Source organism: Parolsenella sp. LCP21S3_E11 (genome assembly GCF_052118165.1).
GTDB lineage: Bacteria > Actinomycetota > Coriobacteriia > Coriobacteriales > Atopobiaceae > Parolsenella.
Genome location: NZ_JBQKHS010000001.1, coordinates 280,137 through 302,359 on the forward strand (window position 1 = coordinate 280,137; position 22,223 = coordinate 302,359).

Sequence of the window (22,223 nt, forward strand, 5' to 3'; positions counted from 1 at the left end):
CACCGCCTGTCGTTTGCGGGGATGTCGTGCGTCGGACGTCGTGCGGACCCTACACGTAGGTGGCGCCGCTGCGGACGATCGACTCGCGGATCAGGGTGTCCATCGCGTCGATGCAAAGGTCGGGAACCTCGTGGTCGCGCTTGACGACGGAGAGCTCGGTGCAGGCGAGGATCACGGCGTCGCAGTCGAGGCGGATGAACTCGCGCATCACACGGTCGAACTTGTGCATGTCCGCAGGCCTGCCTGCCTTTACGTCGTCATAAATGATCGACATGACGTCGGCCTGGCGCTCGGGGGAGGGTACGACCCACTCGACGCCGGCTGCCTCGCACTCGTGCGAGTAGATGCCCGTGCGGACGGTGCCGTCCGTGCCCATGATGCCGACGCACTTGGCGCCGCGGCCCTCGACGGCCTCGCGCACGGCCTCGCGTGGCATGTGGATGATGGGTACCTTCGTGAATGCCTGGATTTTGTCGTAGAAGTAGTGCGAGGTGTTGCACGTGATGGCGACGTGCGCGCACCCGAACGCCTCGAGTGCCTGGAGGTCGACGCGCATGCTCTCGAGCAGTTTGGCGTCGTCACCGGTCTCGATGGCCTCCGTGCGGTCGGGCATCGAGGCCTGGCTGATGAGGACGAGGTCGAGATGATCCTGGTCGCGCTCCGCCTTGGTATGGCGAATGACCTCGCTGTAGAAGTACGACGAAGCCTCGGGGCCCATGCCGCCAATGACGCCTAGCTTTTCCATGATGCACACCAGCCCGTCTTCTCCATGCGACCTGCGCATATTCGGTCTTACGTAGTGGTTAACTATACCCTTCGGAATGGATGCGTTGTGACGGTCCTGCGAAGGCCCGTCTGCGAGCGATTTTATGGCGCCCCGCGCGCGGGTCGCCGCGGACGGTGCGGCTTTGCCCCGCGCCTCGCACGGAAAGCAACGGGGTTGCCCGCGCGACACCCGTCGGGAGGAGCCGAATGGCACGCAAGGAGAAGGTCCAGAAGACGAACGCCATGCGCGAGCTCGAGCGTGGCGGCGTGGCGTACGAGGCCATCACTTTCGAGGAGCCCGACCCGACCGGCGTGAGCGACCTCGGCGTGCGCATCGCGAACATGCTCGGCTATGCCCCCGAGCAGGGATTCAAGACCCTCGTGTGCGTGACGCCTGCTGGCGGCCACGTCGTTTGCTGCGTCCCCTCCGGCGATGAGCTCGACCTCAAGAAGGCCGCGGCCGCGGCGGGGGAGAAGTCCCTGTCGCTCATGCACGTCCGTGACCTCGAGCCCACGACGGGCTATGTGCGTGGCGGCTGCTCGCCCGTGGGCATGAAGAAGCAGTTCCCAACCCTGATCGACGAGACCGCGCAGCTCTTCGATGACATCTACATCTCCGGCGGGCGCTTGGGCCTCACCCTCAAGCTGAACCCGGAGGAGCTCGTCTCCTTCCTGGGCGCCACCCTCGCCGACATCTGCCGAGAGGACCTCCGATGACCGACGACATTAAGGCATCCGAGCAGGGTGACGCCCTGGCCGAGAAGCGTGGGGGGGCCGAAACCGCCTCCGGTGTCACCGCCGCGCCCGCCGAAGCCGCCGCGCCCGGCGAAGCCGCCGTGCCCGCTGAGGCCGCCACCGCTGCGGCCGACCTCAACGTCCCCCGCACCGCCCCGCTTATGACCGCCCTCGTCATCGTGAGCCGCCTCACCGGCTTTTTCCGCACCTGGGGCCAGGCCTTCGCGCTTGGCACCACGCTGCTTTCGAGCTGCTACACCGTGGCCAACAACCTGCCCAACCAGCTCTACGAGCTCGTTATCGGCGGCATGCTCATCACGGCGTTCCTCCCCGTCTACCTCGACGTTCGCGAGCACAAGGGTAAGGAGGGCGCCAACACCTACATCTCCAACCTGCTCTCGATCCTGCTCGTCCTGCTCGGCGTATGCTTCGTGCTGTGCCTCGTCTTCGCCGCGCCCCTGATCTGGGTGCAGTCCGCCAAGACCGACCAGGCGCAGATGGCCGATGGCATCACGCTCTTCCGCTTCTTCGCGATCGAGATCGTCCTCTACTGCCTCTCGAGCCTGGCGTCGGGCATCCTCAACGCCGAGCGCGACTACTTCTGGAGCAACGCCGCTCCCATCTTCAACAACCTCATCACCATCGCGTCGTTCATCGGCTTCGCGGCGCTCGTCAACGTGAACTACTCAGCGGCCTTCCTCATCCTTGCGCTGGGTAACCCCCTCGGCGTCGCCGTCCAGGTCCTCATGCAGCTCCCGAGCCTGCGCCGCCATGGCATCAAGCTCACCTTCCGCATTGACCTGCATGATCCGGCACTGCGCGAGACCGTGGGCATCGGTGCCCCTACCCTCATTGTCACCGCGTGCTCCTTTGTGACGACCTCGGTCATGACGTCGATGGCGCTTGCGGCCGTGCCCGAGCAGGGCGGCTCCATCCAGTACTACGCGCGCCTGTGGTACACCCTGCCCTACGCCGTGCTCGCCGTGCCCATCACCGTGGCGATGTTCACCGAGATGAGCGAGAGCTTCGCCAAGGGTGACGAGCATTCGTTCAGGCGCCAGGTCTCGACGGGCATGGGGCACGTGATGTTCGCCCTCATTCCGTTCATGGTCTATCTGATGGTCTTCTCGAAGCCGCTCATGTCGCTTCTACGCGTGGGCCAGTTCGACGCCGAGAGCGCCAACCTCACCGCCGCCTACCTCGCGACGCTCGCGCTTGCGCTCCCGTGGTACGGACTCCAGACCTTCTTCCAGAAGGTGTTCTCCGCGATGAGGCGCATGACGCTGTTCGCACTCGCCAATGTCGCGGCCTCCGTCGTGCAGGTCGCGTTCACCGTCGGGATGGTGGGCGTCCTTGGCATTCATGCGGTTTCCCTCGGCAGCGCTATCTTCATGCTTATGCTGTGTGTGGTGTCGCTTGCGTTCCTGCGCCACGCCATGGGTCGGATTGGCATCCGCGGCCTTGTGATTAGTAGCGTCCGCGCGTTGGTGCTGGGGCTTGCGGGCGGCGCCGTGGGCGCGCTCGTCGTATGGCTGATGGGCGGCTTTGGCTCCCTGACGATTACGCGCGCGCTTGTCGTCATCGTTGCGGGCGGAATCCCGTCCGTGCTCGTGACCTACGGCATTGCCGTCGCGCTCAAACTCCCCGAGGCCAGCTTTGTGAGCAGTATCCTGCGCAAGTTCCGCCGCTAGGGGTCGCCCAAGCTGCGGCGCCCGCGCGCTCCTCGGGCCCGTTCGTGAACGACGCACGTGAGAGTGCGCGGGTTTTTCTGCGCTTGGGCCCGCGTCAGGCGCTCAGTCGAGCGCCTGACGCGGGCCCTTTCAATTAGCGGAGTCGAAATGACGTGGCAAAAACGACGAACGCAAAGTAGACCTTTTTACAGCAATTAGTCTACCTGCGGTTTCCCAAATGAGGATCGGGCCTCTACTCGGCGCGGGCGAAAAATGCCACGTCATTTCGTCACTCTCTTCGGGGAAATCCAAAAACGACCGCTCGTTTCCGCAAAGACGAAGGCGGCGGGCCAAGCTGGCAGGATGCCGTGACCGCTTCGGGCCTCCGGCGTGCTGCCTGCCATTTCGGGCCACCGGTGCCGCCGAGATGCCGCGATTGCTCTGGACCGCCGACGTGCCGTCTGCCGCTTCGGGACGCCGGGACCGCCGAGATGCCTCGATTGTCCGGGGCCTCCGGCGTGCCGTCTGCAGTTCCGGGCTGCCGCTGCCGCCGACACGCCGCGATCGCTCTGGGCCTCGACACGTCGCCTGCCGCTGGGGCACCGGCGTTAACGGCCAAATTGCCGCTTGACCAGGCCGTGTGGGCATACGGTGACGCCATCTGTCATCGGGGGTTGGGCGCGGCGGAATCCTCGCCTATACTGATACCACCCGAAAGGAGAGGGACAATGAACCTTAAACGCACAGCCCCCACCGTCGGCAAGCGCCTCGTCGTCACCGTTGTTACCGCGGGGCTTCTGTTTGCCACGTCGCCCACCGCCGCCCTCGCGGCGTCTTCGTCGGACCTCCAGGCCCAGCTCCAGCAGGCCGAGGCCCAGACCGCCAAGTACCAGGAGCAGGCTAACAACGCCTTCGCCGAGCTCGAGCAGCTCCAGGCGGAGCTCGAGGACACCCGAGCTCAGATCGCCTCCACGCAGGAGGAGGTCTCGCAGAAGCAGACCGAACTCGATGCCGCGCAGGACACCCTCGCCGGCCGTGTCTCCTCCAACTACAAGACCGGCGGCGTCTCACTCGTCTCGATTCTCTTCGACTCCTCGAGCTTCGAGGACCTCGTCAGCCGCGTCTACTACGCGAACCGCGTGGCGGAGTCTGACGCCGAGGTCATCAGCCAGGTCCAGGGCGTCCAGGCTGAACTCGCCGCCAAGCAGAACGAGCTCGAGTCCCAGCAGGAGGAGCAGCAGAGGCTCGTCGATGACGCGCAGTCCAAGGCCGGCGAGATCCAGAGCGCGCTCGAGCAGCAGCAGTCCTATGTGAACTCGCTGTCGAGTGAGGTCCAGGAGGCGCTCGCCGCCGAGGAGGCCCAGCGTAGGGCCGAGGCGGAGGCCGCCGCGAACGCCGGCGGCAACGCTGGCTCGAGCAACTCCGGCTCGAACAACGCCACCTCCGGCAACTCCGGCTCGAGCAATAACTCGGGCGGCAACTCCGGCTCAAACGGCAACTCGAGCTCCGGCTCGCACAGCAACTCCGGCTCGCACTCCAGCGGCAACCAGGACTTCGGCTCCGGCATCTCCGGCGCCATCGCCGCCGCCAAGTCCCAGCTCGGCGTCAGCTACTCGTGGGCCGGCAACGCCATCCCCGGCCAGGAGTTCGACTGTTCCGGCCTCGTGTGGTGGGCCTACAAGAAGGCCGGCATCTCCATCCCGCGCGGCCAGCGTATGAGCAACGGTCGCGGCAACTCGATGATCGGCTGGTGCCTCGACGGCGGCGGCTGGACGACGGACCAGAGCCAGCTCCAGGCGGGTGACCTCATGTTCTGGGGCAGCGGCGTCAACAGCACCACCCACGTGGGTATGTGCATCGGCGGCGGCCTCATGATTCACTCCAACTGGGGTGGCGTCGAAATCGCCAGCGTGTACTATTCGTCGGGCAGCTTCGTTGGCGGCGGCCCCATCGTCTAACGGGGCGGAAGAAAGCTAGACTTTGGCGGGGTACCTTCCGGGGTGCCCCGCCTTTGTGTGAGACCCCGTCGCGCCGCTAGCGCGGCGGATGCAAGTGGGGCCACCGCGCCGGCTACGTCGCGCGCGGCGGCTACAAGCAAGACCGATCCGCGCGCCGAGGTCGACCCGGCGCGCGTCCAGACATCCGATGCCGGCGGCGCCGGCGCGGGAGGGAGTGCGCATGAGCAGCACGGATAGGCGTCCGTTCGTCCCGGTTCTTCTCGGAACCGAGATTGCGGGATACGGCATGGCCCGCGCGTTCTATGAGGAGTTTGGCTCCACGAGCGTGGTGTACGGCACCTTTGGCCTCACGCCGACGGCCAACTCGAAGTTCATCGAGGTCCGCGTCGTGCCGGACCTGCTCGAGGGCCCGCGCCTCACCGAGGTCCTGAACGCAGCGGCCGACGGCTTCGGCGATGTGGTCCCGCTGCTCGTTCCCTGCGGGGACGACTACTCCGTCGCGCTCTCGCACCAGATGGATGACCTCGACGCGCGCTACGCCGTCGTGTGCGCCTCCGGTGACATCGTCGACCGCATGAACGACAAGGAGAGCTTCTACCAGCTCTGCGAGGAGCGCCACGTCCCGTATCCCAAGACGGCCGTAACCGACGGACCGACCGTCCCTGAGCTGCCCTTCGGCTTCCCCGTGGCCCTCAAGCCCTCCGACGCCCCGGCATACCGCGCCCACCCGTTCGAGGGTCAGAAGAAGGCCTTCGTCCTCGGCACGCCTGAGGAGCTCGAGGAGACCGTCCGCCGCATCTACGAGGCCGGCTACCCGGGCCGCCTCATCATCCAGGACTTCATCCCCGGCGACGACCGCAACATGCGCGTGGTCAACGGCTACGTCCGCGGCGACGGCACCGTGACCCTCATGAGCCTCGGCCACCCGCTGCTCGAGGACTACTCGCCCATGGCGATCGGCAACTACGCCGCGATCCTGTCGTACGCGGACGACGCCATCTACGACACGGTGGAGAGCCTGCTCGGCCACAGCGGCTACCGCGGCTTCTTCAACATCGACATGAAGTACGACCCGCGCGACGGCTCCTACCGCCTGTTCGAGGTGAACCCGCGCGCCGGCCGTAGCAGCTTCTTCACGACGCTCTCCGGCTACAACCTCGCCCGCTATGCCGTCGACGACCTGCTTGACGGCGGCGTGCTCGAGCCCGTCCGCGCGACCAACGAGGTCCTCTGGTACGGCGTGCCCAAGTGCGTCGTGCGCAAGTACGTGGAGGAGGGCCCGGAGAAGCGTCGCGCGCTCGAGCTCATGAGCCAGGGCAAGTGCGGCACGACCATCTTCGGCGCGAAGGACAACAACCCGAAGCGCCTGTGGAATATGGCCAAGCTCTGGGTCCACTACGTGGTGGACTTCCGCAAGTACTTCGGCAAGAGGGACCTGTCCTAATGGCGGCCGAGAAGAGCGCGGGCGCCGCCGAGAAGTGCGCCGAGCAGCGCGTGGGGGCCACGGGCGCGGCCGTGGCCGAGAAGTGCGCCAAGCAGCCAGTGGGAGCCACGGGCGCGGGCACTGCCGAGGCTCCCGCTGCGGGCACCCCCTCCGATCTCGCCGTCCGCCAGATGCTGGCGGCGCGCTCCGGTACGAGGCCCGAGGACTGGCACCTCACGTTCAAGGCGCGCCAGGCGATGCGTGTCGCCTGCGACGCCATCGCGGCGGCTGGTGGCCGCGAGGTCGCCACGCAGCTCTTCACCTGCTGCACCGCCGTAGACCCGATCACCTCCGCGGGGCTCGTTCCCCGCTTCTGCGATATCGACCCCGACACGCTGACCATTCCCGCCGCGCTCGCCGGCGAGTCCTCCGCTGTCATGCTGCAGCACACCTGCGGCCTCATGGCGCCTGCGGCAGACGCTGTGCTTGCTGCCGCCGCTCATGCCCGTGGGGCGATCGTGCTCGAGGACTGTGCACACTGTGTGGGTCGTCTCGCCACCGATGCGGAGGGCAAGCCGCTCGCGGACCTGTCCTTCCACTCCTTCGGCGTCGAGAAGATGCTGCCGACGCACTTCGGCGGTGCTGCCTGGGTGAACCCGGGGTTTGCCGCCACGCCCCTCGGCGCGGACGTCGTCGCTCGCCTGGAGGCGCTGCCCGCCCTCGGCGAGCGCCGCGCCAAGGCCGCGCGCCACTACCTCAACCAGATCCGCGTCCTCAACCACCTGCCGGCCGGCATCAGCCACGCGCTGCGCCGCCGCCTGACGGCCAACGGGGCCTTTGAGCCCGCGATTGGCGAGATCGAGCTTGCGGGAGGGCTCGCGAGCGGGCCCGAGCGCCCGGGCGATTGGGTTTGCGACACCGCGCGCGCCGCGCTCGCGGGGCTCGACGCCAATGAGGCCCAGCGCCGCGAGGCCGTCGCTGCCTATTGCGAGGAGTTCGCGGACGTCGCCGGCGTGAGCGTTCCCGCTGCCGCCTTCGCGGGGGAGGCCCAGCCACTTTTGCGCTTCCCGGTCTTCCTCGAGGACGCCGAGCGCGCTGACGCCGCCATCAAGTCTGTGCGCGCCGCGGGACTCTATGCGGTCGCGTGGTATCGCGAGCCGCTTTTCCCGGGCGTCACGAAGCCCGAGGCCTACGGCTGGGACGGCACGCTCGCCGCGTGGCCCAAGACCGCGCGTGCCTGCGAGGGCGCCGTTTCGCTCCCGACGGACGTCGCGCCCGAGCGAGCCCGCGAGGTCGCCCGCCTCGTCATCGAGGCCGTCCGCTAGCCCTGCCGGCTCCGCGCTTGGCCGCCGCCCCGCCGTTGGTCCGCCGTCAGCTCCCGCGCGCCCCGCCGCCGGCCCGCTAGTCCCGTCGGTCCCGCCGCCGGCCCGCTAGTCCCGTCGGTCCCGCCGCCGGCCCGCTAGTCCCGTCGGTCCCGCCGCCGGACCGCCTCAGCTCCCGCGCGTCCCGTTTCACCAACCGCATAGACGCGTCCCTACATGGGCGCAGCCAAGTGGCGTCGGCGTCCCTGCCGGCGTCACTTCCTATATCGAATTCACTTGCATGGCCGGACTTATATTTCGGTGATGTTAAAACGTTTTCACCTTATGGAGTTCCATCTTGCTATCCGTTTTATGCACGCTACGATAGCTAACCAACGCGCTCGGCGAAGGCCTGACCGGGTGCGCTAAAACATCTCATCGGGCCGTATCGAGGAGGATGAAAGATGGAGTCCAAGCGTTTTGACATGACTCGTAGGAACTTCGTGAAGCTGTCTGGTGCCGCGAGCATTCTAAGCGCGACCGCTCTTGCCGGTTGCGGCAACTCCGGCTCTTCCGCGAGCACGGCCTCTGGTGCCGGTTCCGCTAGTGCGTTCAAGATCGGCAACATCGGCCCGCTGACGGGTGCCGCAGCCATCTACGGCACCGCAACCAAGAACGGCGCCCAGCTCGCCGTTGACGAGATCAACGCCGCCGGGGGTATTCAGTTCGAGCACAACTGTCAGGATGATGAGCACGATCCGGAGAAGTCCGTCAACGCCTACAACAACCTGAAGGACTGGGGCCTGCAGGTTCTCGTCGGCACCACTACCACCGCTCCGTGCGTGGCCGTCTCCGCAGAGACCAACGCCGACAACATCTTCGAGCTCACGCCGTCTGCCTCGTCCAACGACGTCATCGGCGGCCAGGCTGACGCTGACGGCAACGTGACCACCCCGCGCAAGGACAACGTCTTCCAGATGTGCTTCACGGACCCGAACCAGGGCACCGCGTCCGCCCAGTACCTCGCGCAGAAGCAGCTCGGCACCAAGATCGCCGTCATCTACGACAACTCCGATGCCTACTCCACCGGCATCTTCAAGAAGTTCGAGGCCGAGGCTGCCGAGCAGAACCTCACCATCGTCTCGACCACCACGTTCACGGCCGACAACGCCACGGACTTCTCCGTCCAGCTGAATGATGCGAAGAACGCCGGCGCTGACCTCGTCTTCCTCCCGATTTACTACACCCCGGCCGCGCTCATCCTCACCCAGGCTGCCAACATGGGCTATGCCCCGAAGTTCTTCGGCTGCGATGGCATGGACGGCATCCTCACCGTTGAGGGCTTCGACACCTCCCTCGCCGAGGGCCTCATGCTCCTGACTCCGTTCGTCGCCACTGCGACCGATGAGAAGACCTCCGCCTTCACCAAGGCTTACAAGGACGCCTATGGTGACGAGCCGATTCAGTTCGCCGCTGACGCCTATGACTGCGTCTACGTCGTCAAGGACCTCCTCGAGAAGACCGAGTGCACGCCTGACATGAGCGCCTCTGACATCTGCGACAAGCTCAAGGCTGCCATCGTCGATGGCTACTCCTACTCTGGCCTGACTGGAGAGAACATGACCTGGAAGGAGACCGGCGAGGTCTCCAAGGAGCCCAAGGGCATGGTCATCAAGGACGGCGTGTACCAGCCGCTGGACTAGTCCTGCAGCGATCGGGCGGGCGTCTCGCGCGTTCCGTCTAAGACGCGTCGTCCGTAATAGTGTGAATAGCGAGCGGGGACCATTGGCTTGATGGTCCCCGCTCGTCAGTAGGAGACAAGGGTTGCCGGGAGATTCCGCGCCAGTTGCGAATCGGTTTCGGTGACATGATTTGAAAGGAGGCGGCATGACATGGGCTTTCTGACGAACCTCATCAACGGCCTGTCGCTCGGCAGCGTCTACGCGATCATCGCGCTGGGTTATACCATGGTGTACGGCATCGCCAAGATGCTGAACTTCGCCCACGGCGACATCATTATGGTCGGTGGTTACATCTGCTTCTGTGCCGTGAGCTACCTGGGCCTTCCCACCGGAGTGGGCGTTCTTCTCTCCATCGTCGGCTGCACCGTCCTGGGTATCGTTATCGAGCGTCTTGCCTACAAGCCCCTTCGCAACGCGCCGTCGCTTGACGTGCTCATCACCGCCATTGGCGTGAGCTACTTCCTGCAGAACTCGGCGCTGCTCATCTGGGGCTCCGACACCAAGTCGTTCCCGTCCGTTGTGAACCTGCCGTCCGTTTCCCTGTTTGACGGGCAGCTCGTGGTGAGCGCCATCACCATCGTCACGGTCGTCACCGGCATCATCGTCATGATTGGCCTGACGATGTTCACTGGCAAGACTCGTATGGGTAAGGCCATGCGCGCCTGTTCCGAGGACCGAGGCGCTGCCACGCTCATGGGCATTAACGTGAACTCGACCATTTCACTCACGTTTGCCATTGGTTCTGGCCTCGCCGCCATCGCCGGCGTGCTCATGTGCTCCGCCTACCCGACGCTGATCCCCACCACCGGCTCGCTTCCGGGCATCAAGGCCTTCACTGCCGCGGTCATCGGTGGCATCGGCTCGATCCCGGGCGCCTTCGTGGGCGGCCTCGTCCTCGGTGTCATCGAGATTTTCGCGAAGGCATACGTTGGCACGCAGCTCGCCGACGCCATCGTCTTTGGAGTGCTTATCGTCGTACTGCTCGTGAGGCCGTCTGGCCTTCTCGGCAAGACCGTCAGGGAGAAGGTGTAGCGCCATGGCAGATAAGAACACCGCCGCCGCAGCCGCTCCCCGCCGCATGAGCAAGCGCCTGCAGTCCAACCTCATCACGTACGCTATCGTTATCGGCTTTTTCGTCCTCATGACGGCGCTCGAGGCCACGGGCATTCTGACCAACTCACTCGCGGGCCAGCTGGTTCCCATCTGCGCCTATGTGTGCATGGCCGTGTCACTCAACCTCGTCGTCGGCATTTCGGGCGAGCTGTCGCTCGGTCACGCGGGCTTCATGAGTGTGGGCGCGTTCTCGGGTTTCGTCGCGTTCAGCCTCGTGAACGGTGTCGTTAACAATGCCCTTCTGGCTTACGTGCTCGCGCTTGTCATCGCCGCCGTCATCGCGGGCGTGGCTGGCTTTGTCATTGGCATCCCGGTCATGCGTCTGCGTGGCGACTACCTCGCCATCGTGACCCTTGCGTTTGGCGAGATCATCAAGAACATCCTGAACAACCTGTATGTTGGTCTCGATGGTAGCGGCCTGCATTTCTCGCTCTCTGACGCCAAGGCCCTTGGCATGCAGGGCGGCACGCTGCTCATCAACGGCCCGCAGGGTGCCACGGGCATCACCAAGATGTCGACGTTCGCCATTGGTATCGTGCTCGTGCTCGTTACCGTGACCGTCGTGCTCAACCTTGTGAACAGCCGTACCGGTCGCGCCATTATGAGCGTGCGCGACAACCGCATCGCTGCTGAGTCCGTGGGCATCAACGTTACCAAGTACCGCATGATCGCCTTCGTGGTCGCCGCCGCGCTCGCGGGTGCCGCTGGTTGCTTCTATGCGATGGGCTACAGCTCCATCGTGCCGAAGAAGTTCGATTTCAACACCTCGATCCTGGTGCTGGTGTTCGTGGTCCTCGGCGGTATGGGTAACGTCCGCGGCTCGATCATCTCCGCCGCGCTCCTTACCGTCCTGCCTGAGATGCTGCGCGCCATCTCCGACTGGCGCATGCTCATCTACGCCGTCGTGCTCATTCTCGTGATGATCATCTCCAACAACCCGACGCTGCGTCAGCTCGCGGGTGGCCTGAAGTCCAAGTTCAAGAGGCCCGTGAAGTCGCAGGACGCCGAGGCCGAGAAGGGAGGCGAGGCCGATGCCTAGCAACGCATCCTCGCGCCACGCCGCCGAGCGCCGCGAGCGCACCAAGATGGTGCCGCTGCCGAGCGACGCGATCATCCCCGAGCGTGATCTCTACAATCGTCCCGTCCTCGAGTGCCGCCACCTCGGCATCGACTTCGGTGGCCTTCGCGCGGTCGATGACTTCAACTTCACCGTTGGCAAGACCGAGATCGCCGGCCTCATCGGCCCGAACGGTGCCGGCAAGACCACGGTCTTCAACCTGCTGACCAAGGTCTATAACCCCACGCGTGGCATGGTCATGCTCGACGGCACCGATACCGCCGGTATGGACGCCGCCGCCGCGAGCCGCCTTGGCGTTGCGCGCACGTTCCAGAACATCCGCCTCTTCTCGTCGCTGACCGTCGAGGACAACGTCAAGATCGGCCTGCACAACCAGATCAAGGAGAGCGCCGCGAGCGCCGTGCTGCGCCTCCCCTCGTATTGGTCCGCGGAGAAGAAGATGCACGAGCGCGCCCTCGAGCTGCTCGACTTCTTCGACATGAGTGTCTATGCGAACCACATCGCGGGTTCGCTGCCCTATGGCGCCCAGCGCAGGCTCGAGATCGTCCGAGCGCTGGCCACCAACCCGAAGCTCCTGCTGCTCGACGAACCCGCCGCTGGCATGAACCCGTCCGAGACGGCCGAGCTTATGGATAACATCCGCAAGATTCGCGACGAGTTCCAGATTGCCATCATGCTCATCGAGCACGACATGGACCTTGTTATGGGCATCTGCGAGGGCATCGCCGTCCTGAACTTCGGCAAGATCATCGCAAAGGGTACGCCTGAACAGATCCAGAGCAATCCGCTGGTCATCGAGGCGTATCTCGGCAAGCAGGATGACGCTCCCGCTGCTGCGCCTGCGGCCACGACTGACGAGGAGGCCTAAGGCATGAGCATTCTTCACGTTGAGGACCTTAACGTCTACTACGGCTCCATCCACGCGGTGAAGGGTATCTCCTTCGACGTGGAGGAGGGCGAGATCGTGACGCTGATCGGCGCGAACGGCGCCGGCAAGTCCACGACGCTCAACACCGTCGCGGGGCTTCTGAAGCCGCGCGAGGGCAAGGTCGAGTTCGAGGGCGAGAGCCTTCTGGGCGTGCCGCCTCACACCATCGTGGGCAAGGGCATGGCCCTCTGTCCCGAGGGCAGGCGTGTGTTCCTGCAGATGAGCGTTCGCGAGAACCTCGAGATGGGCGCCTTCACGCGACGCGACCAGGCCGAGATTGCCGATTCGCTCGAGATGGTGTTCGACCGTTTCCCGCGCTTGAAGGAGCGCGAGGGCCAGAGCGCCGGTACGCTTTCTGGCGGCGAGCAGCAGATGCTTGCCATGGGTCGCGCGCTCATGAGCAAGCCGCGCCTGCTGATGCTCGATGAGCCCTCGATGGGTCTGGCGCCGATCCTCGTGCAGGAGATCTTCAACATCATCAAGAGCCTGCATGATACGGGCACTACGGTTCTGCTGGTCGAGCAGAACGCGCGTATGGCGCTTTCCGTCGCGGATCGCGCGTACGTGCTCGAGACCGGTCGCGTGTCGATGAGCGGCGACGCAGCTGACCTCGCGAACGACGATCGCGTGAAGCAGGCCTACCTCGGCGGCTGATGCGCCGCTGTCGCCATTGCGGCAAATGTGAGCTTCGAGCAAGGGGCCGGCTCCCTACGGGAGCCGGCCCCTTTGTATTTCGCCCGATCGACGGCGAAAACACCGACGCCTTGGGCCTGTATGTCAACTCACCCGAGAAGTATGGACCTGATTGGGGAATTACCAAGTAGTCCTCTAATAGGTAGGCGTCCTACCTGGCCGTTTCGTCCCTAAACAACGGGCCTACTCAGTGAAAACGATTTTAGGTCCATACTTCTCGGGTGAGTTGGTTTTGGCGGGTAATCTGTGCGTGTTTGAATGCCCCCAATCCGACCTTAATGGCCGTGCAAATTCAAATCTAGCGTTAAGTAGGGGGCTATTATCGGTCCTGCTGAGTAGAGGCCTCTTTCGGGCTTTTGCCAACTGGGGTTTTGCTGCGAGATTCCACTGGCTACTTCGCCCAAGTCGAATTAGCCCCCTACTTAGCGACTTTTTTCGCTTTGGGGCCTCGAGCTATTTGGCCTGAGGCGAGGGTATGGACGGGGCTGATCTGGCTATAGACCCCCCGATGATCCAGTGTCTAGGAAACACAAAGTTAAACTTTAGCTTACTAAAGTCATGCGTTGATAGACGCTTTACTATGCTAAAGTGAGTGCCCGAAACGTTGGCGAAATGGGCGAGCGATAGACTCGTCGCCACGAGATACGGATCAGTTTTCTGAGCGGGTGGCGTCTGCCGCCTATAACGTGCTCGTTCGTCCGGGACGCGAGAGGGAGTAGAACGTGATCATTGGTACGCCACGTGGCTTTCGCGACATTCTGCCCGAGGAAGCGCGCGCTCGTGAGTCCATTCGCGATACGGTGCGTTCCTGCTTTGACGCCAGGGGATACGTGCCCGTGGAGACCCCGCTGCTTGAGGACCGCTCCATGCTCGAGACTGCCGGCCGCATTAAAGGCTCGCCGTTCCAGCTCTTCGACTCGGATAATCGCCTCCTCATGCTGCGCCCAGACCTGACGTTGCCGATCGCGCGCCTCACTGCTCAGCGCCTGACGCGAGAGAGCCTTCCGGCGCGTCTGCGCTATGAGGCGCCCGTCGTTCGAGAGCAGGGCGCCCTCCGCGGCCAGCCGCGCCAGTTCACGCAGCTCGGCGTCGAGCTCATCGGCGGGGAGGACGTTGCGGGCGAGGTGGAGGTCGTCTCGCTCATGGCGGATACGCTCGCCGCCCTCAAGGTCTCGAACGTGCGCATCGTCGCCGGCTCCGTCCGCCCGCTGCTGGCGCTCCTCGAGGCGGACATCGCGGATGAGACCCTTCGCGAGCAGGTGCTCTCCTACGTGCACGAGAGCAATCTCGTCGCGCTCGACGAGTGCGTCGAGGCCGCCGGTCTGCCGCGCCCCATCACGCGCGCCCTCCACGAGCTGCCGCGTCTCCACGGCGACGAATCCGTGATCGACAAGGTCGACGAGCTTCTCGAGGCCGCGTGCGTGCCGGACGCCAAACGTGGAACCAGCGAGCTCCGCGGGCTCGTCGCGGGCCTTGTGAAGACCGAGGCGGCGGCCGAACTCTCCTTCGACTTCAGCATCATCAACAGCTTCGACTACTACACCGGCATCATCTTCAAGGCCTACGTCGACGGCATCGCCGCGAGCCTCGCCTCGGGCGGCCGCTATGACGCGGTGCTCGCGAACCTCGGCATGCCGGGCGTCGCCGCCTGCGGTTTCGCTCTTTCGCTCGAGCGCCTGCAGGAGGTCCTCGGCCGTGCGGGTGCCTCCGGCATCGCGACGCCGGGCGTCCACGTCGGGTCGCGCCCGCTGCGCATTGCGGTTCCTAAAGGGTCGCTCTTCCCGGACACCCTCGCCACGCTCGAGCGCGCGGGCCTGCCCGTCGACGATCTGCGCGACTACGGCCGCAAGCTCATCATCCCCGCCGGCGACGTCGAGTACGTGATCGTGCGCGCGACGGACGCTCCGGCCTTCGTCGCCCATGGCGGCGCCGACTGCGGCATCTGCGGGTCAGACTCCCTCTTCGAGGCGGACCTCGACCTTCTCCAGGTCGTCGACCTCGGCTATGGCGCGTGCCGCTTCATCGTGGCCGAGCCCCGCGCCAACGCCGGCATGGCGGAGCGCGCCTACGCCTGGCGCGGCACGATGCGCGTCGCGACGAAGTACCCGCGCATCACGCAGGCCTACTACGACCGCATCGGACAACAGGTCGACATCCTCGCGCTGCACGGCAACATCGAGCTCGGCCCGATCGTTGGCATGACGGACCGCATCGTCGACATCACCGCCACCGGTACCACGCTGCGCGAGAACGACCTCGTCATCGTCGATGACGTGATGGAGTGCACTGCGCGCTTCTTCGCCGGACCCGCCGCCTACCGCTGTGACGCCCGCATCCGCGACCTCGCCGACCGCCTCGCCGCGGTCACGGCTACTAAGGAGGACTAGCCCATGATTCGAGTTGACCTCACCGGCGGGCGAGAGCTCACCGAGAAGGACATCAAGCGCTCTGGCGCGCTTCCCCGCGAGGTGATGGACGCCGCGGAGGCGATCGTCGACGACGTCCGCGCGAACGGTGACGCCGCGGTGCGCGCCTATTGCGAGAGATTCGACGGCAGCTGCCCGGCGGCCTTTCGCGTGCCGGACGAGCTCCTTGACGCCGCTCCCTCGATGGTTGACGCGGAGTTCCTCGCCTCACTCGAGCGCGCGCACGCGCAGATCCGCGACTTCCATGAGCGCGAGGTGTCCCAGTCGATGTTCACCACCCGCGCCGACGGCACGATCCTCGGCGTGAAGGTGACGCCGTTGCCGAGCGTGGGCATCTATGTCCCGGGCGGTCGCGCGCAGTACCCCTCGACCGTCCTCATGAACGCCGTCCCGGCCAAGGTCGCCGGCGTGCGCCACATCGTCATGGTGACCCCGCCCCAGCGCGACGGCTCGCTTTCCGCCTACACCCTCGCCGCGGCCAAGATCGCCGGCGTCGACGAGGTCTATGCCGTCGGCGGCGCACAGGCCGTGGCCGCACTCGCCTATGGCACGGAGACCATTCCGCGCGTCGCCAAGATCACGGGCCCGGGCAACGCCTACGTTGCCGCCGCAAAGCGCTACGTCATGGGTGACGTGGGCATCGACATGGTCGCCGGTCCCAGCGAGGTCTGCGTCCTCGCCGACGCCACAGCGGACCCCGCCGTCGTCGCGGCGGACCTCATGGCCCAGGCCGAGCACGACCCCATGGCCACCTGCTATCTCGTGACCGACGCGCCGGAGCTTCCCGCTGCCGTCGAGGACGCCATCGAGCGTCTCGTTTCCCAGAGCCCGCGTGAGGAGATCACGCGCGCGAGCCTGGACCACGGCGTCATCGTGGCCTGCGACACGCTCGCTGACGCGGTCGCCGCGGTGAACGTCGTCGCGCCCGAGCACCTCGAGCTCCACTGCGCGGACGCCATGGGCCTTCTGGGCTCGATCGAGAACGCGGGTGCCATCTTCGTGGGCCCGTGGAGCTCTGAGCCGCTGGGCGACTACGTCGCGGGCCCCAATCACACGCTGCCCACGGGCGGCACCGCGAAGTTCTCGAACCCGCTTGGCGTCTATGACTTCGTGAAGCGCTCGAGCGTCATCTCCTACACCCCCGCGGGTCTCGCGACCGACGGCCCCGCCGTCCAGGCGATCGCCCAGTCCGAGGGCCTCTGGGCGCACGCCCTCTCGGTGGGCATGCGCAGGAAGCTCCTGGCGGAGGGTGCCGAGAAGTTCGCCGACCCCGCGGCCGCCTGCGAAGGTGCCATGCGCTGCGCGTGGCCTCGCGACCTCGATGCTCCCGGCGTTCCGTATCTGCCCGGCTATGATGGGGAGGAGTGAGCATGGCCCAGCTCTCAGACCGCGTCAAGGCGCTCGTCCAGCCTCACCTCCGCACGCTCGAGCCCTATGATCCCAACTTCACGCCCACGCGCGTGAACCTCTCCGCCAACGAGAACACCTATGACGTGCCGGCGTCCGCCCGCGCGCTCATTGACGAGGCACTCGCCGCCACGCCCACGAACCGCTATCCGGACCCGATGAGCAACGACCTGCGCGACGAGCTCGTCGCGTGGCACGGCGTCTCGCGCGAGAACGTCATCGTGGGCAACGGCGGAGACGAGCTCCTCTATAACTTCCTGCTTGCTTTTGGCGGACCGGGCCGCACACTCGTGAACGTCCCCCCGACCTTCTCGGAGTATGCGTTCTTCGCCTCGCTCACCCAGACCGACGCGCGCGACGTCTGGCGCGACCCCGAGACGTTACTCCCGCAGGCGGACGAACTCGTGGCGGCCGCGGGGGAGGCAAGCCTCGTCATTCTCACGAGCCCGAACAACCCCACGGGTGACGTCGCCCCGCTCGAGCTCGTGGCGCGCGTGTGCGACGCATGCCCGGGCCTCGTGATGGTCGACGAGGCGTATGGCGAGTTCGCCGCCGCCGGCACCTCCGCCGAGGCGCTGCTCGCCGAGTATGACAACCTGCTCGTGCTCCACACACTGTCGAAGGCCTTCGCGCTCGCGGGCGCGCGCTGCGGCTACGTTATCGCTGCGCCCGATGTTATCGACGCGCTCGCCGCGGTGCGCCAGATCTACTCCGTCAACGTGCTCACCCAGGCTGCGGCGCTCGCTGCCGTGCGTGCCCGCGCCGAGTTCGACCCCACGGTCGAGAAGATCGTCTCGGAGCGCTCACGCCTGTACGAGTCGCTCGCGCGCGTCGAGGGCGTGCGCGTCTGGCCGAGCGAGGGCAACTTCATCCTCGCGCGCATGGCGAGGGCGAGTCGCGTCCGCGAGCGCCTGCGCGACGAGTGCTCGATTCTCGTGAGGGACTTCAGCTACGCGCCGGGCCTTGCCGATTGCCTCCGCATCACGGTGGGCACGCCGGAGGAGAACAACGCCGTTATCGACGCGCTCGCGGAGCTCGTGCCCGAGGAGGCCGCCCGCGCGGCTGTTGCGGGCGGCGAGCCCGCTGTCGCAACCAACAAGGAGGACCAGGATGACTAGGTCTGCGACCGTCTCGCGCAAGACCGGCGAGACCGACATCACGATCACGATCGACCTCGATGGCTCCGGCAAGGTCGACGTTGAGACCGGCGTGGGCTTCTTTGACCACATGCTTTGCGCCTTCGGCCGCCACGGCCTGTTCGACCTCACGGTCCGCGCTGTCGGCGACACCCAGGTCGACGACCACCACACGGTCGAGGACGTGGGTATCGTCCTAGGCCAGGCCGTGCGCGAGGCCCTTGGTGACAAGGCAGGCATCACGCGCTTCGCGGACGTCGCGATTGCGATGGACGAGTCCCTCGTCCAGGCGGCGATCGACGTCTCCGGACGCGGGCAGGCCTACGTCGACCTTCCCGTGCCCACGCAGAAGGTGGGCACGTTCGACACGGAGCTTGCCGAGGAGCTCTTCATCGCCTTCGCGCGCGACGCGGCCTTGACGCTGCACGTTCGCGAGCTTGCGGGCTCCAACTCGCATCACATCATCGAGGCGGCGTTCAAGGCCTTCGGGCGTGCGCTTCGCTTCGCGTGCGAGCTCGATCCGCGCGTCATCGGCGTGCCGTCCACGAAGGGAAGCCTCTGATGAGCGCGATCGTCGTCATTGACTACCACAAGGGCAACCTCTCGAGCGTTCGCCGCGGTCTCATGCGCGCGGGCTGGGACGACGTCGTGATCAGCGACGACCCGGCGGCCATCCGCGCCGCCGCCGGTCTCGTGCTTCCCGGCGTCGGCTCGTTCTATGACGCGATCGAGTTCATGCGGGAGAGTGGCCAGGACGAGGCGGTGCTCGAGGCCATCGGCCGCGGGGTGCCGTTCCTCGGCATCTGCCTGGGCCTGCAGCTTCTGTGCGAGCGCGGCGACGAGGGCGTGCCGCCCGAGGCCGGCGCGTCCGCAAAGACTGCCGGCGAGACGGCGCCCGTTGACGCCCCTGACGCGGCGGGCGGCCCCTGGACGGCGGGCCTCGGCGTGCTCGCCGGCTCCGTCACCAGGCTCGAGTCCGCGCGCCTCAAGGTCCCGCACGTGGGCTGGGACCAGCTCCACGTGACGGAGGAGGGGAGGGGCTGCCCCTTGCTTGCCGGCGTGCCCGAGGGCGCGAACGTCTACTTCACGCACTCCTACGCCGTGGCAGACGACGCGGACGCGTCCCAGGTTGCGGCCCGCACCCACTACGTCCGGAGCTTCCCGTGCGTGGCCTGGCGCGGCAACGTCTTTGGCTGCCAGTTCCATCCGGAGAAGAGCTCTGCCACCGGCCTTATGATTCTTCGCAACTTCGTCTCCATCGTGAAGGGTGCGAGCGTCGCGCCCGTTAGCGCCGCAAAGGAGCCTGCCGCATGATCCTGTTCCCAGCAATCGACCTCATAGGCGGCAAGGTCGTCCGCCTCGAGCGCGGCGACCGCGCCCGCTGCAAGGTCTACTCAGACAATCCGGCCGCCGTCGCTCGCCACTTCCTCGGGCAGGGAGCCGAGTGGGTCCACGTCGTCGACCTCTCGAGCGCCTTCGAGGAGGACGAGGAGGCCCGCGCCGCCAACGACGAGGCCATCCGCGCCATCTGCGCCGTCGAGGGCCTGTCCGTCGACGTAGGGGGCGGCGTGCGCTCCCTCGCGCGTATCGACGAGCTCCGCGACATGGGCGCCAAGCGCATCGCCCTCGGCACGGTGCTCGTTCGCGAGCCGGCGTTTGCCGAGGTCGTGGCCAGGGGCTTTGGCGGCCTGATCGTGGCGGACGTCGCCGCCAAGGACGGCGAGGTCAAGGTCAACGGCTGGCGCGACGGCGTGTCCCGCAGCCTCGACGAGGTCGTGGGGGAGTTGCGCGGCCAGGGGTTCCGCCACCTTGTCTTCACCGACATCGCCCGCGACGGCATGCAGACGGGCATCGACGTGGAGGCCTACCGCCGCGTCGCCGGCCTCGCGGGGTTCCCGGTGGTGGCGAGCGGTGGCATCACGAGCCTGGATGACATCCGCGCCCTCGCTGCCGCGGGTGACGACGTGATCGAGGGTGCCATTGTGGGCCGCGCCCTCTACGAGGGCAACTTCTCCCTGGCAGACGCGCTTGCCGCCGCTCACGGGGAGACGGGGGAGGGTGGCGCCGCCGCGCCCGCCGAAGGCGTCGCCACCAGCGACGTTCCCGCATCCGCCCGTCCCGAGAGGAGCGATGCCTAATGCTCGCCAAGCGCGTCATCCCCTGCCTCGACGTCAAGGACGGCCGCGTGGTCAAGGGCGTCAACTTCGTCGACCTGCGCGATGCCGGAGACCCGGTCGAGCTTGCGGCCGCGTATGACCGCGAGGGTGCAGACGAGGTGGTCTTCCTCGACATCACGGCGACGAGCGACAACCGTGCCACCACGATCGACATGGCTTCCCGTGCCGCCGGCGAGCTGTCCATCCCCTACGCCGTGGGCGGCGGCTTCCGGGATCTCGATGGCATGCGCCGCATGGTCGCGGCCGGTGCGGACAAGGTCTCGCTCAACTCCGCCGCTATCAAGGACCCCGAGCTCATCACGGCGGCGGCGCGCGCCTTTGGCAGCCAGGCCGTGATCTGTGCCATCGACGCCAAGCGCGTGGGTACCCCGGGCGCTCCCGGAGCCGACAAGTGGGAGGTCTACGTCGCGGGTGGGCGCAAGGCGACCGGCATCGACGCTGTCGAGTGGGCCGAGGAGGCCGCGCGCCGCGGAGCCGGAGAGATCCTGCTCACGAGCATGGACCGCGACGGCACCAAGGAGGGCTTCGACCTCGCGCTCACGCGTGCCGTGGCGCGTGCCGTGCCCATCCCCGTCATCGCGAGCGGCGGCGTGGGTACGCTCGAGCACTTCGCCGAGGGCATCATCGAGGGCGAGGCCGACGCGGTGCTCGCCGCGAGCGTGTTCCACTTCGGGACGTTCTCCATCCGCCAAGTCAAGGAATACATGGCGAGCCAGGGCATCCCCGTGAGATTGGATTTCTAGCATGGTCGAAGTCGTGGATCCGACAAGCCTCAAGTACGATTCCCAGGGGCTCATCCCCTGCGTGGTGCAGCAGTGGGATACCGGTGAGGTCCTCATGGTGGCATGGATGAACGAGGAATCCGTGCGCCTCACGCTCGAGCGCGGCACCACGTGGTTCTGGAGCCGCAGCAGGCAAGAGCTCTGGAACAAGGGCGCCACGAGCGGCAACACGCAGCAGCTCCGCGAGCTCTGGGCTGACTGCGATAACGACACGCTGCTCGCGAAGGTGGACTCGCCGGGCCCGGCGTGCCACACCGGCAACCGCAGCTGCTTCTTCAAGACCGTCTCCAAGGAGGACTAACCATGGGAGTGCGCACCGCGAACGTCCAGCCCGGCAACATCGGCGAGACCCTCGAGGGCCTCGCCGCGACCATCCACGCCCGCCGAGACGCCTCGCCCGAGACGAGCTACACGGCCCGTCTGCTCACAGACGTCGAGGACGAGCTGCTCAAGAAGATCGCGGAAGAGGCGAGCGAGGTCATCATGGCGTGCAAGGACGACGACCATGACCACATCCGCTACGAGGCGGGCGACCTCGTCTATCACCTGCTCGTGACCCTCGAGCGCTACGGCGTGACCCTCGACGAGCTTGCAGGAGAGCTCAACGCCCGCATGAAGTAGGCAAGCGTCCGCAGAGGACCCAATATCCAAGTCCGTAGAGGACTCAATTTCCAAATTACCCGCGAAGTAGGGGCCTGAAACGAGTCACCTGAAGTAGAGCTCAAAGTTTAGATTTAAAACATGCAGGTGAATAGTTTGCATGTTGGTGGCCTACTTTGCGAGTCGCCAATCAGGCCCCTATTTGACAACTTTTTCCTTTGGACAGCGGTTTCGCTGCGATCGCGTGTGGCTTCATTTTGAGTCAGAAGCGTTGCAATCGAGCGCGCCG

At 66.1% G+C, this 22,223-nt stretch carries 20 protein-coding genes; 19 read left to right on the forward strand and 1 reads right to left on the reverse strand.

The genetic code is table 11. The features are described 5' to 3' along the window. Positions 1-49 precede the first annotated feature (49 nt). Positions 50-745, reverse strand: a complete 696-nt coding sequence (locus tag ACTQ1Z_RS01200) for an aspartate/glutamate racemase family protein (protein ID WP_441858106.1) — start codon at positions 743-745, stop codon at positions 50-52. 227 nt (positions 746-972) lie between these two features. Here ACTQ1Z_RS01200 and ybaK point away from each other — a divergent pair, with 227 nt between their 5' ends. From ybaK to hisE, 19 genes are all read left to right on the forward strand, one after another. Beyond that, entirely contained in the window at positions 973-1,482 is a 510-nt protein-coding gene (gene ybaK / locus ACTQ1Z_RS01205; protein ID WP_441858108.1) for a Cys-tRNA(Pro) deacylase, read from the forward strand. Next, positions 1,479-3,191: a murein biosynthesis integral membrane protein MurJ gene (murJ, locus tag ACTQ1Z_RS01210; protein ID WP_441858110.1), complete on the forward strand. Its 1,713-nt coding sequence runs from the start codon at positions 1,479-1,481 to the stop codon at positions 3,189-3,191. Before ybaK ends, murJ begins: the two co-directional genes overlap by 4 nt. Positions 3,192-3,898: 707 nt before the next feature. Next, the gene (locus ACTQ1Z_RS01215) at positions 3,899-5,128 is read left to right on the forward strand and encodes a coiled-coil domain-containing protein (RefSeq protein ID WP_320679653.1); all 1,230 of its coding nucleotides are present in this window, start codon (positions 3,899-3,901) and stop codon (positions 5,126-5,128) included. A 220-nt stretch (positions 5,129-5,348) separates the two neighbouring features. After that, positions 5,349-6,572: a carboxylate--amine ligase gene (locus ACTQ1Z_RS01220; protein ID WP_441858113.1), complete on the forward strand. Its 1,224-nt coding sequence runs from the start codon at positions 5,349-5,351 to the stop codon at positions 6,570-6,572. Beyond that, complete coding sequence (locus ACTQ1Z_RS01225) at positions 6,572-7,876, forward strand: DegT/DnrJ/EryC1/StrS family aminotransferase (protein ID WP_441858115.1); 1,305 nt, start codon at positions 6,572-6,574, stop codon at positions 7,874-7,876. Before ACTQ1Z_RS01220 ends, ACTQ1Z_RS01225 begins: the two co-directional genes overlap by 1 nt. A 440-nt stretch (positions 7,877-8,316) precedes the next feature. Then, entirely contained in the window at positions 8,317-9,555 is a 1,239-nt protein-coding gene (locus ACTQ1Z_RS01230) for an ABC transporter substrate-binding protein (protein WP_441858117.1), read from the forward strand. A gap of 189 nt (positions 9,556-9,744) precedes the next feature. Beyond that, the gene (locus ACTQ1Z_RS01235; RefSeq protein ID WP_320679659.1) at positions 9,745-10,626 is read left to right on the forward strand and encodes a branched-chain amino acid ABC transporter permease; all 882 of its coding nucleotides are present in this window, start codon (positions 9,745-9,747) and stop codon (positions 10,624-10,626) included. A 4-nt stretch (positions 10,627-10,630) separates the two neighbouring features. Beyond that, positions 10,631-11,746, forward strand: coding sequence for a branched-chain amino acid ABC transporter permease (locus ACTQ1Z_RS01240; protein WP_441858119.1), 1,116 nt, complete (start codon positions 10,631-10,633; stop codon positions 11,744-11,746). Continuing rightward, entirely contained in the window at positions 11,739-12,653 is a 915-nt protein-coding gene (locus tag ACTQ1Z_RS01245) for an ABC transporter ATP-binding protein (RefSeq protein WP_441858121.1), read from the forward strand. The genes ACTQ1Z_RS01240 and ACTQ1Z_RS01245 overlap by 8 nt, the downstream gene beginning before the upstream one ends. 3 nt (positions 12,654-12,656) lie before the next feature. After that, positions 12,657-13,367: an ABC transporter ATP-binding protein gene (locus ACTQ1Z_RS01250; protein ID WP_441858123.1), complete on the forward strand. Its 711-nt coding sequence runs from the start codon at positions 12,657-12,659 to the stop codon at positions 13,365-13,367. 761 nt (positions 13,368-14,128) lie between these two features. Next, positions 14,129-15,793 (forward strand): ATP phosphoribosyltransferase, encoded by a 1,665-nt coding sequence (gene hisG, locus ACTQ1Z_RS01255; RefSeq protein ID WP_441858125.1) that lies wholly within the window; start codon positions 14,129-14,131, stop codon positions 15,791-15,793. Between the two features lie 3 nt (positions 15,794-15,796). Next, positions 15,797-17,200 carry a histidinol dehydrogenase gene (hisD, locus tag ACTQ1Z_RS01260; RefSeq protein WP_441858127.1) on the forward strand — a complete coding sequence of 468 codons (1,404 nt, stop codon included), beginning with the start codon at positions 15,797-15,799 and terminating at the stop codon, positions 17,198-17,200. Between the two features lie 2 nt (positions 17,201-17,202). Beyond that, the gene (hisC, locus tag ACTQ1Z_RS01265; protein ID WP_441858129.1) at positions 17,203-18,357 is read left to right on the forward strand and encodes a histidinol-phosphate transaminase; all 1,155 of its coding nucleotides are present in this window, start codon (positions 17,203-17,205) and stop codon (positions 18,355-18,357) included. After that, a complete protein-coding gene (gene hisB, locus ACTQ1Z_RS01270; protein ID WP_441858131.1) occupies positions 18,350-18,937 on the forward strand; it encodes an imidazoleglycerol-phosphate dehydratase HisB in 588 nt (195 codons plus the stop codon). The genes hisC and hisB overlap by 8 nt, the downstream gene beginning before the upstream one ends. After that, positions 18,937-19,689 (forward strand): imidazole glycerol phosphate synthase subunit HisH, encoded by a 753-nt coding sequence (locus ACTQ1Z_RS01275; RefSeq protein WP_441858133.1) that lies wholly within the window; start codon positions 18,937-18,939, stop codon positions 19,687-19,689. The genes hisB and ACTQ1Z_RS01275 overlap by 1 nt, the downstream gene beginning before the upstream one ends. After that, positions 19,686-20,513 (forward strand): HisA/HisF-related TIM barrel protein, encoded by an 828-nt coding sequence (locus ACTQ1Z_RS01280; RefSeq protein ID WP_441858135.1) that lies wholly within the window; start codon positions 19,686-19,688, stop codon positions 20,511-20,513. The genes ACTQ1Z_RS01275 and ACTQ1Z_RS01280 overlap by 4 nt, the downstream gene beginning before the upstream one ends. Then, a complete protein-coding gene (hisF, locus tag ACTQ1Z_RS01285) occupies positions 20,513-21,295 on the forward strand; it encodes an imidazole glycerol phosphate synthase subunit HisF (RefSeq protein ID WP_441858137.1) in 783 nt (260 codons plus the stop codon). Before ACTQ1Z_RS01280 ends, hisF begins: the two co-directional genes overlap by 1 nt. Position 21,296: 1 nt before the next feature. Next, positions 21,297-21,635 (forward strand): phosphoribosyl-AMP cyclohydrolase, encoded by a 339-nt coding sequence (hisI, locus tag ACTQ1Z_RS01290; RefSeq protein ID WP_441858139.1) that lies wholly within the window; start codon positions 21,297-21,299, stop codon positions 21,633-21,635. Positions 21,636-21,637: 2 nt separating this feature from the next. Beyond that, positions 21,638-21,955, forward strand: a complete 318-nt coding sequence (hisE, locus tag ACTQ1Z_RS01295) for a phosphoribosyl-ATP diphosphatase (RefSeq protein WP_293814651.1) — start codon at positions 21,638-21,640, stop codon at positions 21,953-21,955. The last annotated feature ends 268 nt before the right edge of the window (positions 21,956-22,223 follow it).

Bases quoted from the DNA above. Each gene is read 5' to 3' on its own strand.
- ACTQ1Z_RS01200 (WP_441858106.1), bottom strand. From the start codon at position 745: ATGGAAAAGCTAGGCGTCATTGGCGGCATGGGCCCCGAGGCTTCGTCG.
- ybaK (WP_441858108.1), top strand. From the start codon at position 973: ATGGCACGCAAGGAGAAGGTCCAGAAGACGAACGCCATGCGCGAGCTC.
- murJ (WP_441858110.1), top strand. From the start codon at position 1,479: ATGACCGACGACATTAAGGCATCCGAGCAGGGTGACGCCCTGGCCGAG.
- ACTQ1Z_RS01215 (WP_320679653.1), top strand. From the start codon at position 3,899: ATGAACCTTAAACGCACAGCCCCCACCGTCGGCAAGCGCCTCGTCGTC.
- ACTQ1Z_RS01220 (WP_441858113.1), top strand. From the start codon at position 5,349: ATGAGCAGCACGGATAGGCGTCCGTTCGTCCCGGTTCTTCTCGGAACC.
- ACTQ1Z_RS01225 (WP_441858115.1), top strand. From the start codon at position 6,572: ATGGCGGCCGAGAAGAGCGCGGGCGCCGCCGAGAAGTGCGCCGAGCAG.
- ACTQ1Z_RS01230 (WP_441858117.1), top strand. From the start codon at position 8,317: ATGGAGTCCAAGCGTTTTGACATGACTCGTAGGAACTTCGTGAAGCTG.
- ACTQ1Z_RS01235 (WP_320679659.1), top strand. From the start codon at position 9,745: ATGGGCTTTCTGACGAACCTCATCAACGGCCTGTCGCTCGGCAGCGTC.
- ACTQ1Z_RS01240 (WP_441858119.1), top strand. From the start codon at position 10,631: ATGGCAGATAAGAACACCGCCGCCGCAGCCGCTCCCCGCCGCATGAGC.
- ACTQ1Z_RS01245 (WP_441858121.1), top strand. From the start codon at position 11,739: ATGCCTAGCAACGCATCCTCGCGCCACGCCGCCGAGCGCCGCGAGCGC.
- ACTQ1Z_RS01250 (WP_441858123.1), top strand. From the start codon at position 12,657: ATGAGCATTCTTCACGTTGAGGACCTTAACGTCTACTACGGCTCCATC.
- hisD (WP_441858127.1), top strand. From the start codon at position 15,797: ATGATTCGAGTTGACCTCACCGGCGGGCGAGAGCTCACCGAGAAGGAC.
- hisC (WP_441858129.1), top strand. From the start codon at position 17,203: ATGGCCCAGCTCTCAGACCGCGTCAAGGCGCTCGTCCAGCCTCACCTC.
- hisB (WP_441858131.1), top strand. From the start codon at position 18,350: ATGACTAGGTCTGCGACCGTCTCGCGCAAGACCGGCGAGACCGACATC.
- ACTQ1Z_RS01275 (WP_441858133.1), top strand. From the start codon at position 18,937: ATGAGCGCGATCGTCGTCATTGACTACCACAAGGGCAACCTCTCGAGC.
- ACTQ1Z_RS01280 (WP_441858135.1), top strand. From the start codon at position 19,686: ATGATCCTGTTCCCAGCAATCGACCTCATAGGCGGCAAGGTCGTCCGC.
- hisF (WP_441858137.1), top strand. From the start codon at position 20,513: ATGCTCGCCAAGCGCGTCATCCCCTGCCTCGACGTCAAGGACGGCCGC.
- hisI (WP_441858139.1), top strand. From the start codon at position 21,297: ATGGTCGAAGTCGTGGATCCGACAAGCCTCAAGTACGATTCCCAGGGG.
- hisE (WP_293814651.1), top strand. From the start codon at position 21,638: ATGGGAGTGCGCACCGCGAACGTCCAGCCCGGCAACATCGGCGAGACC.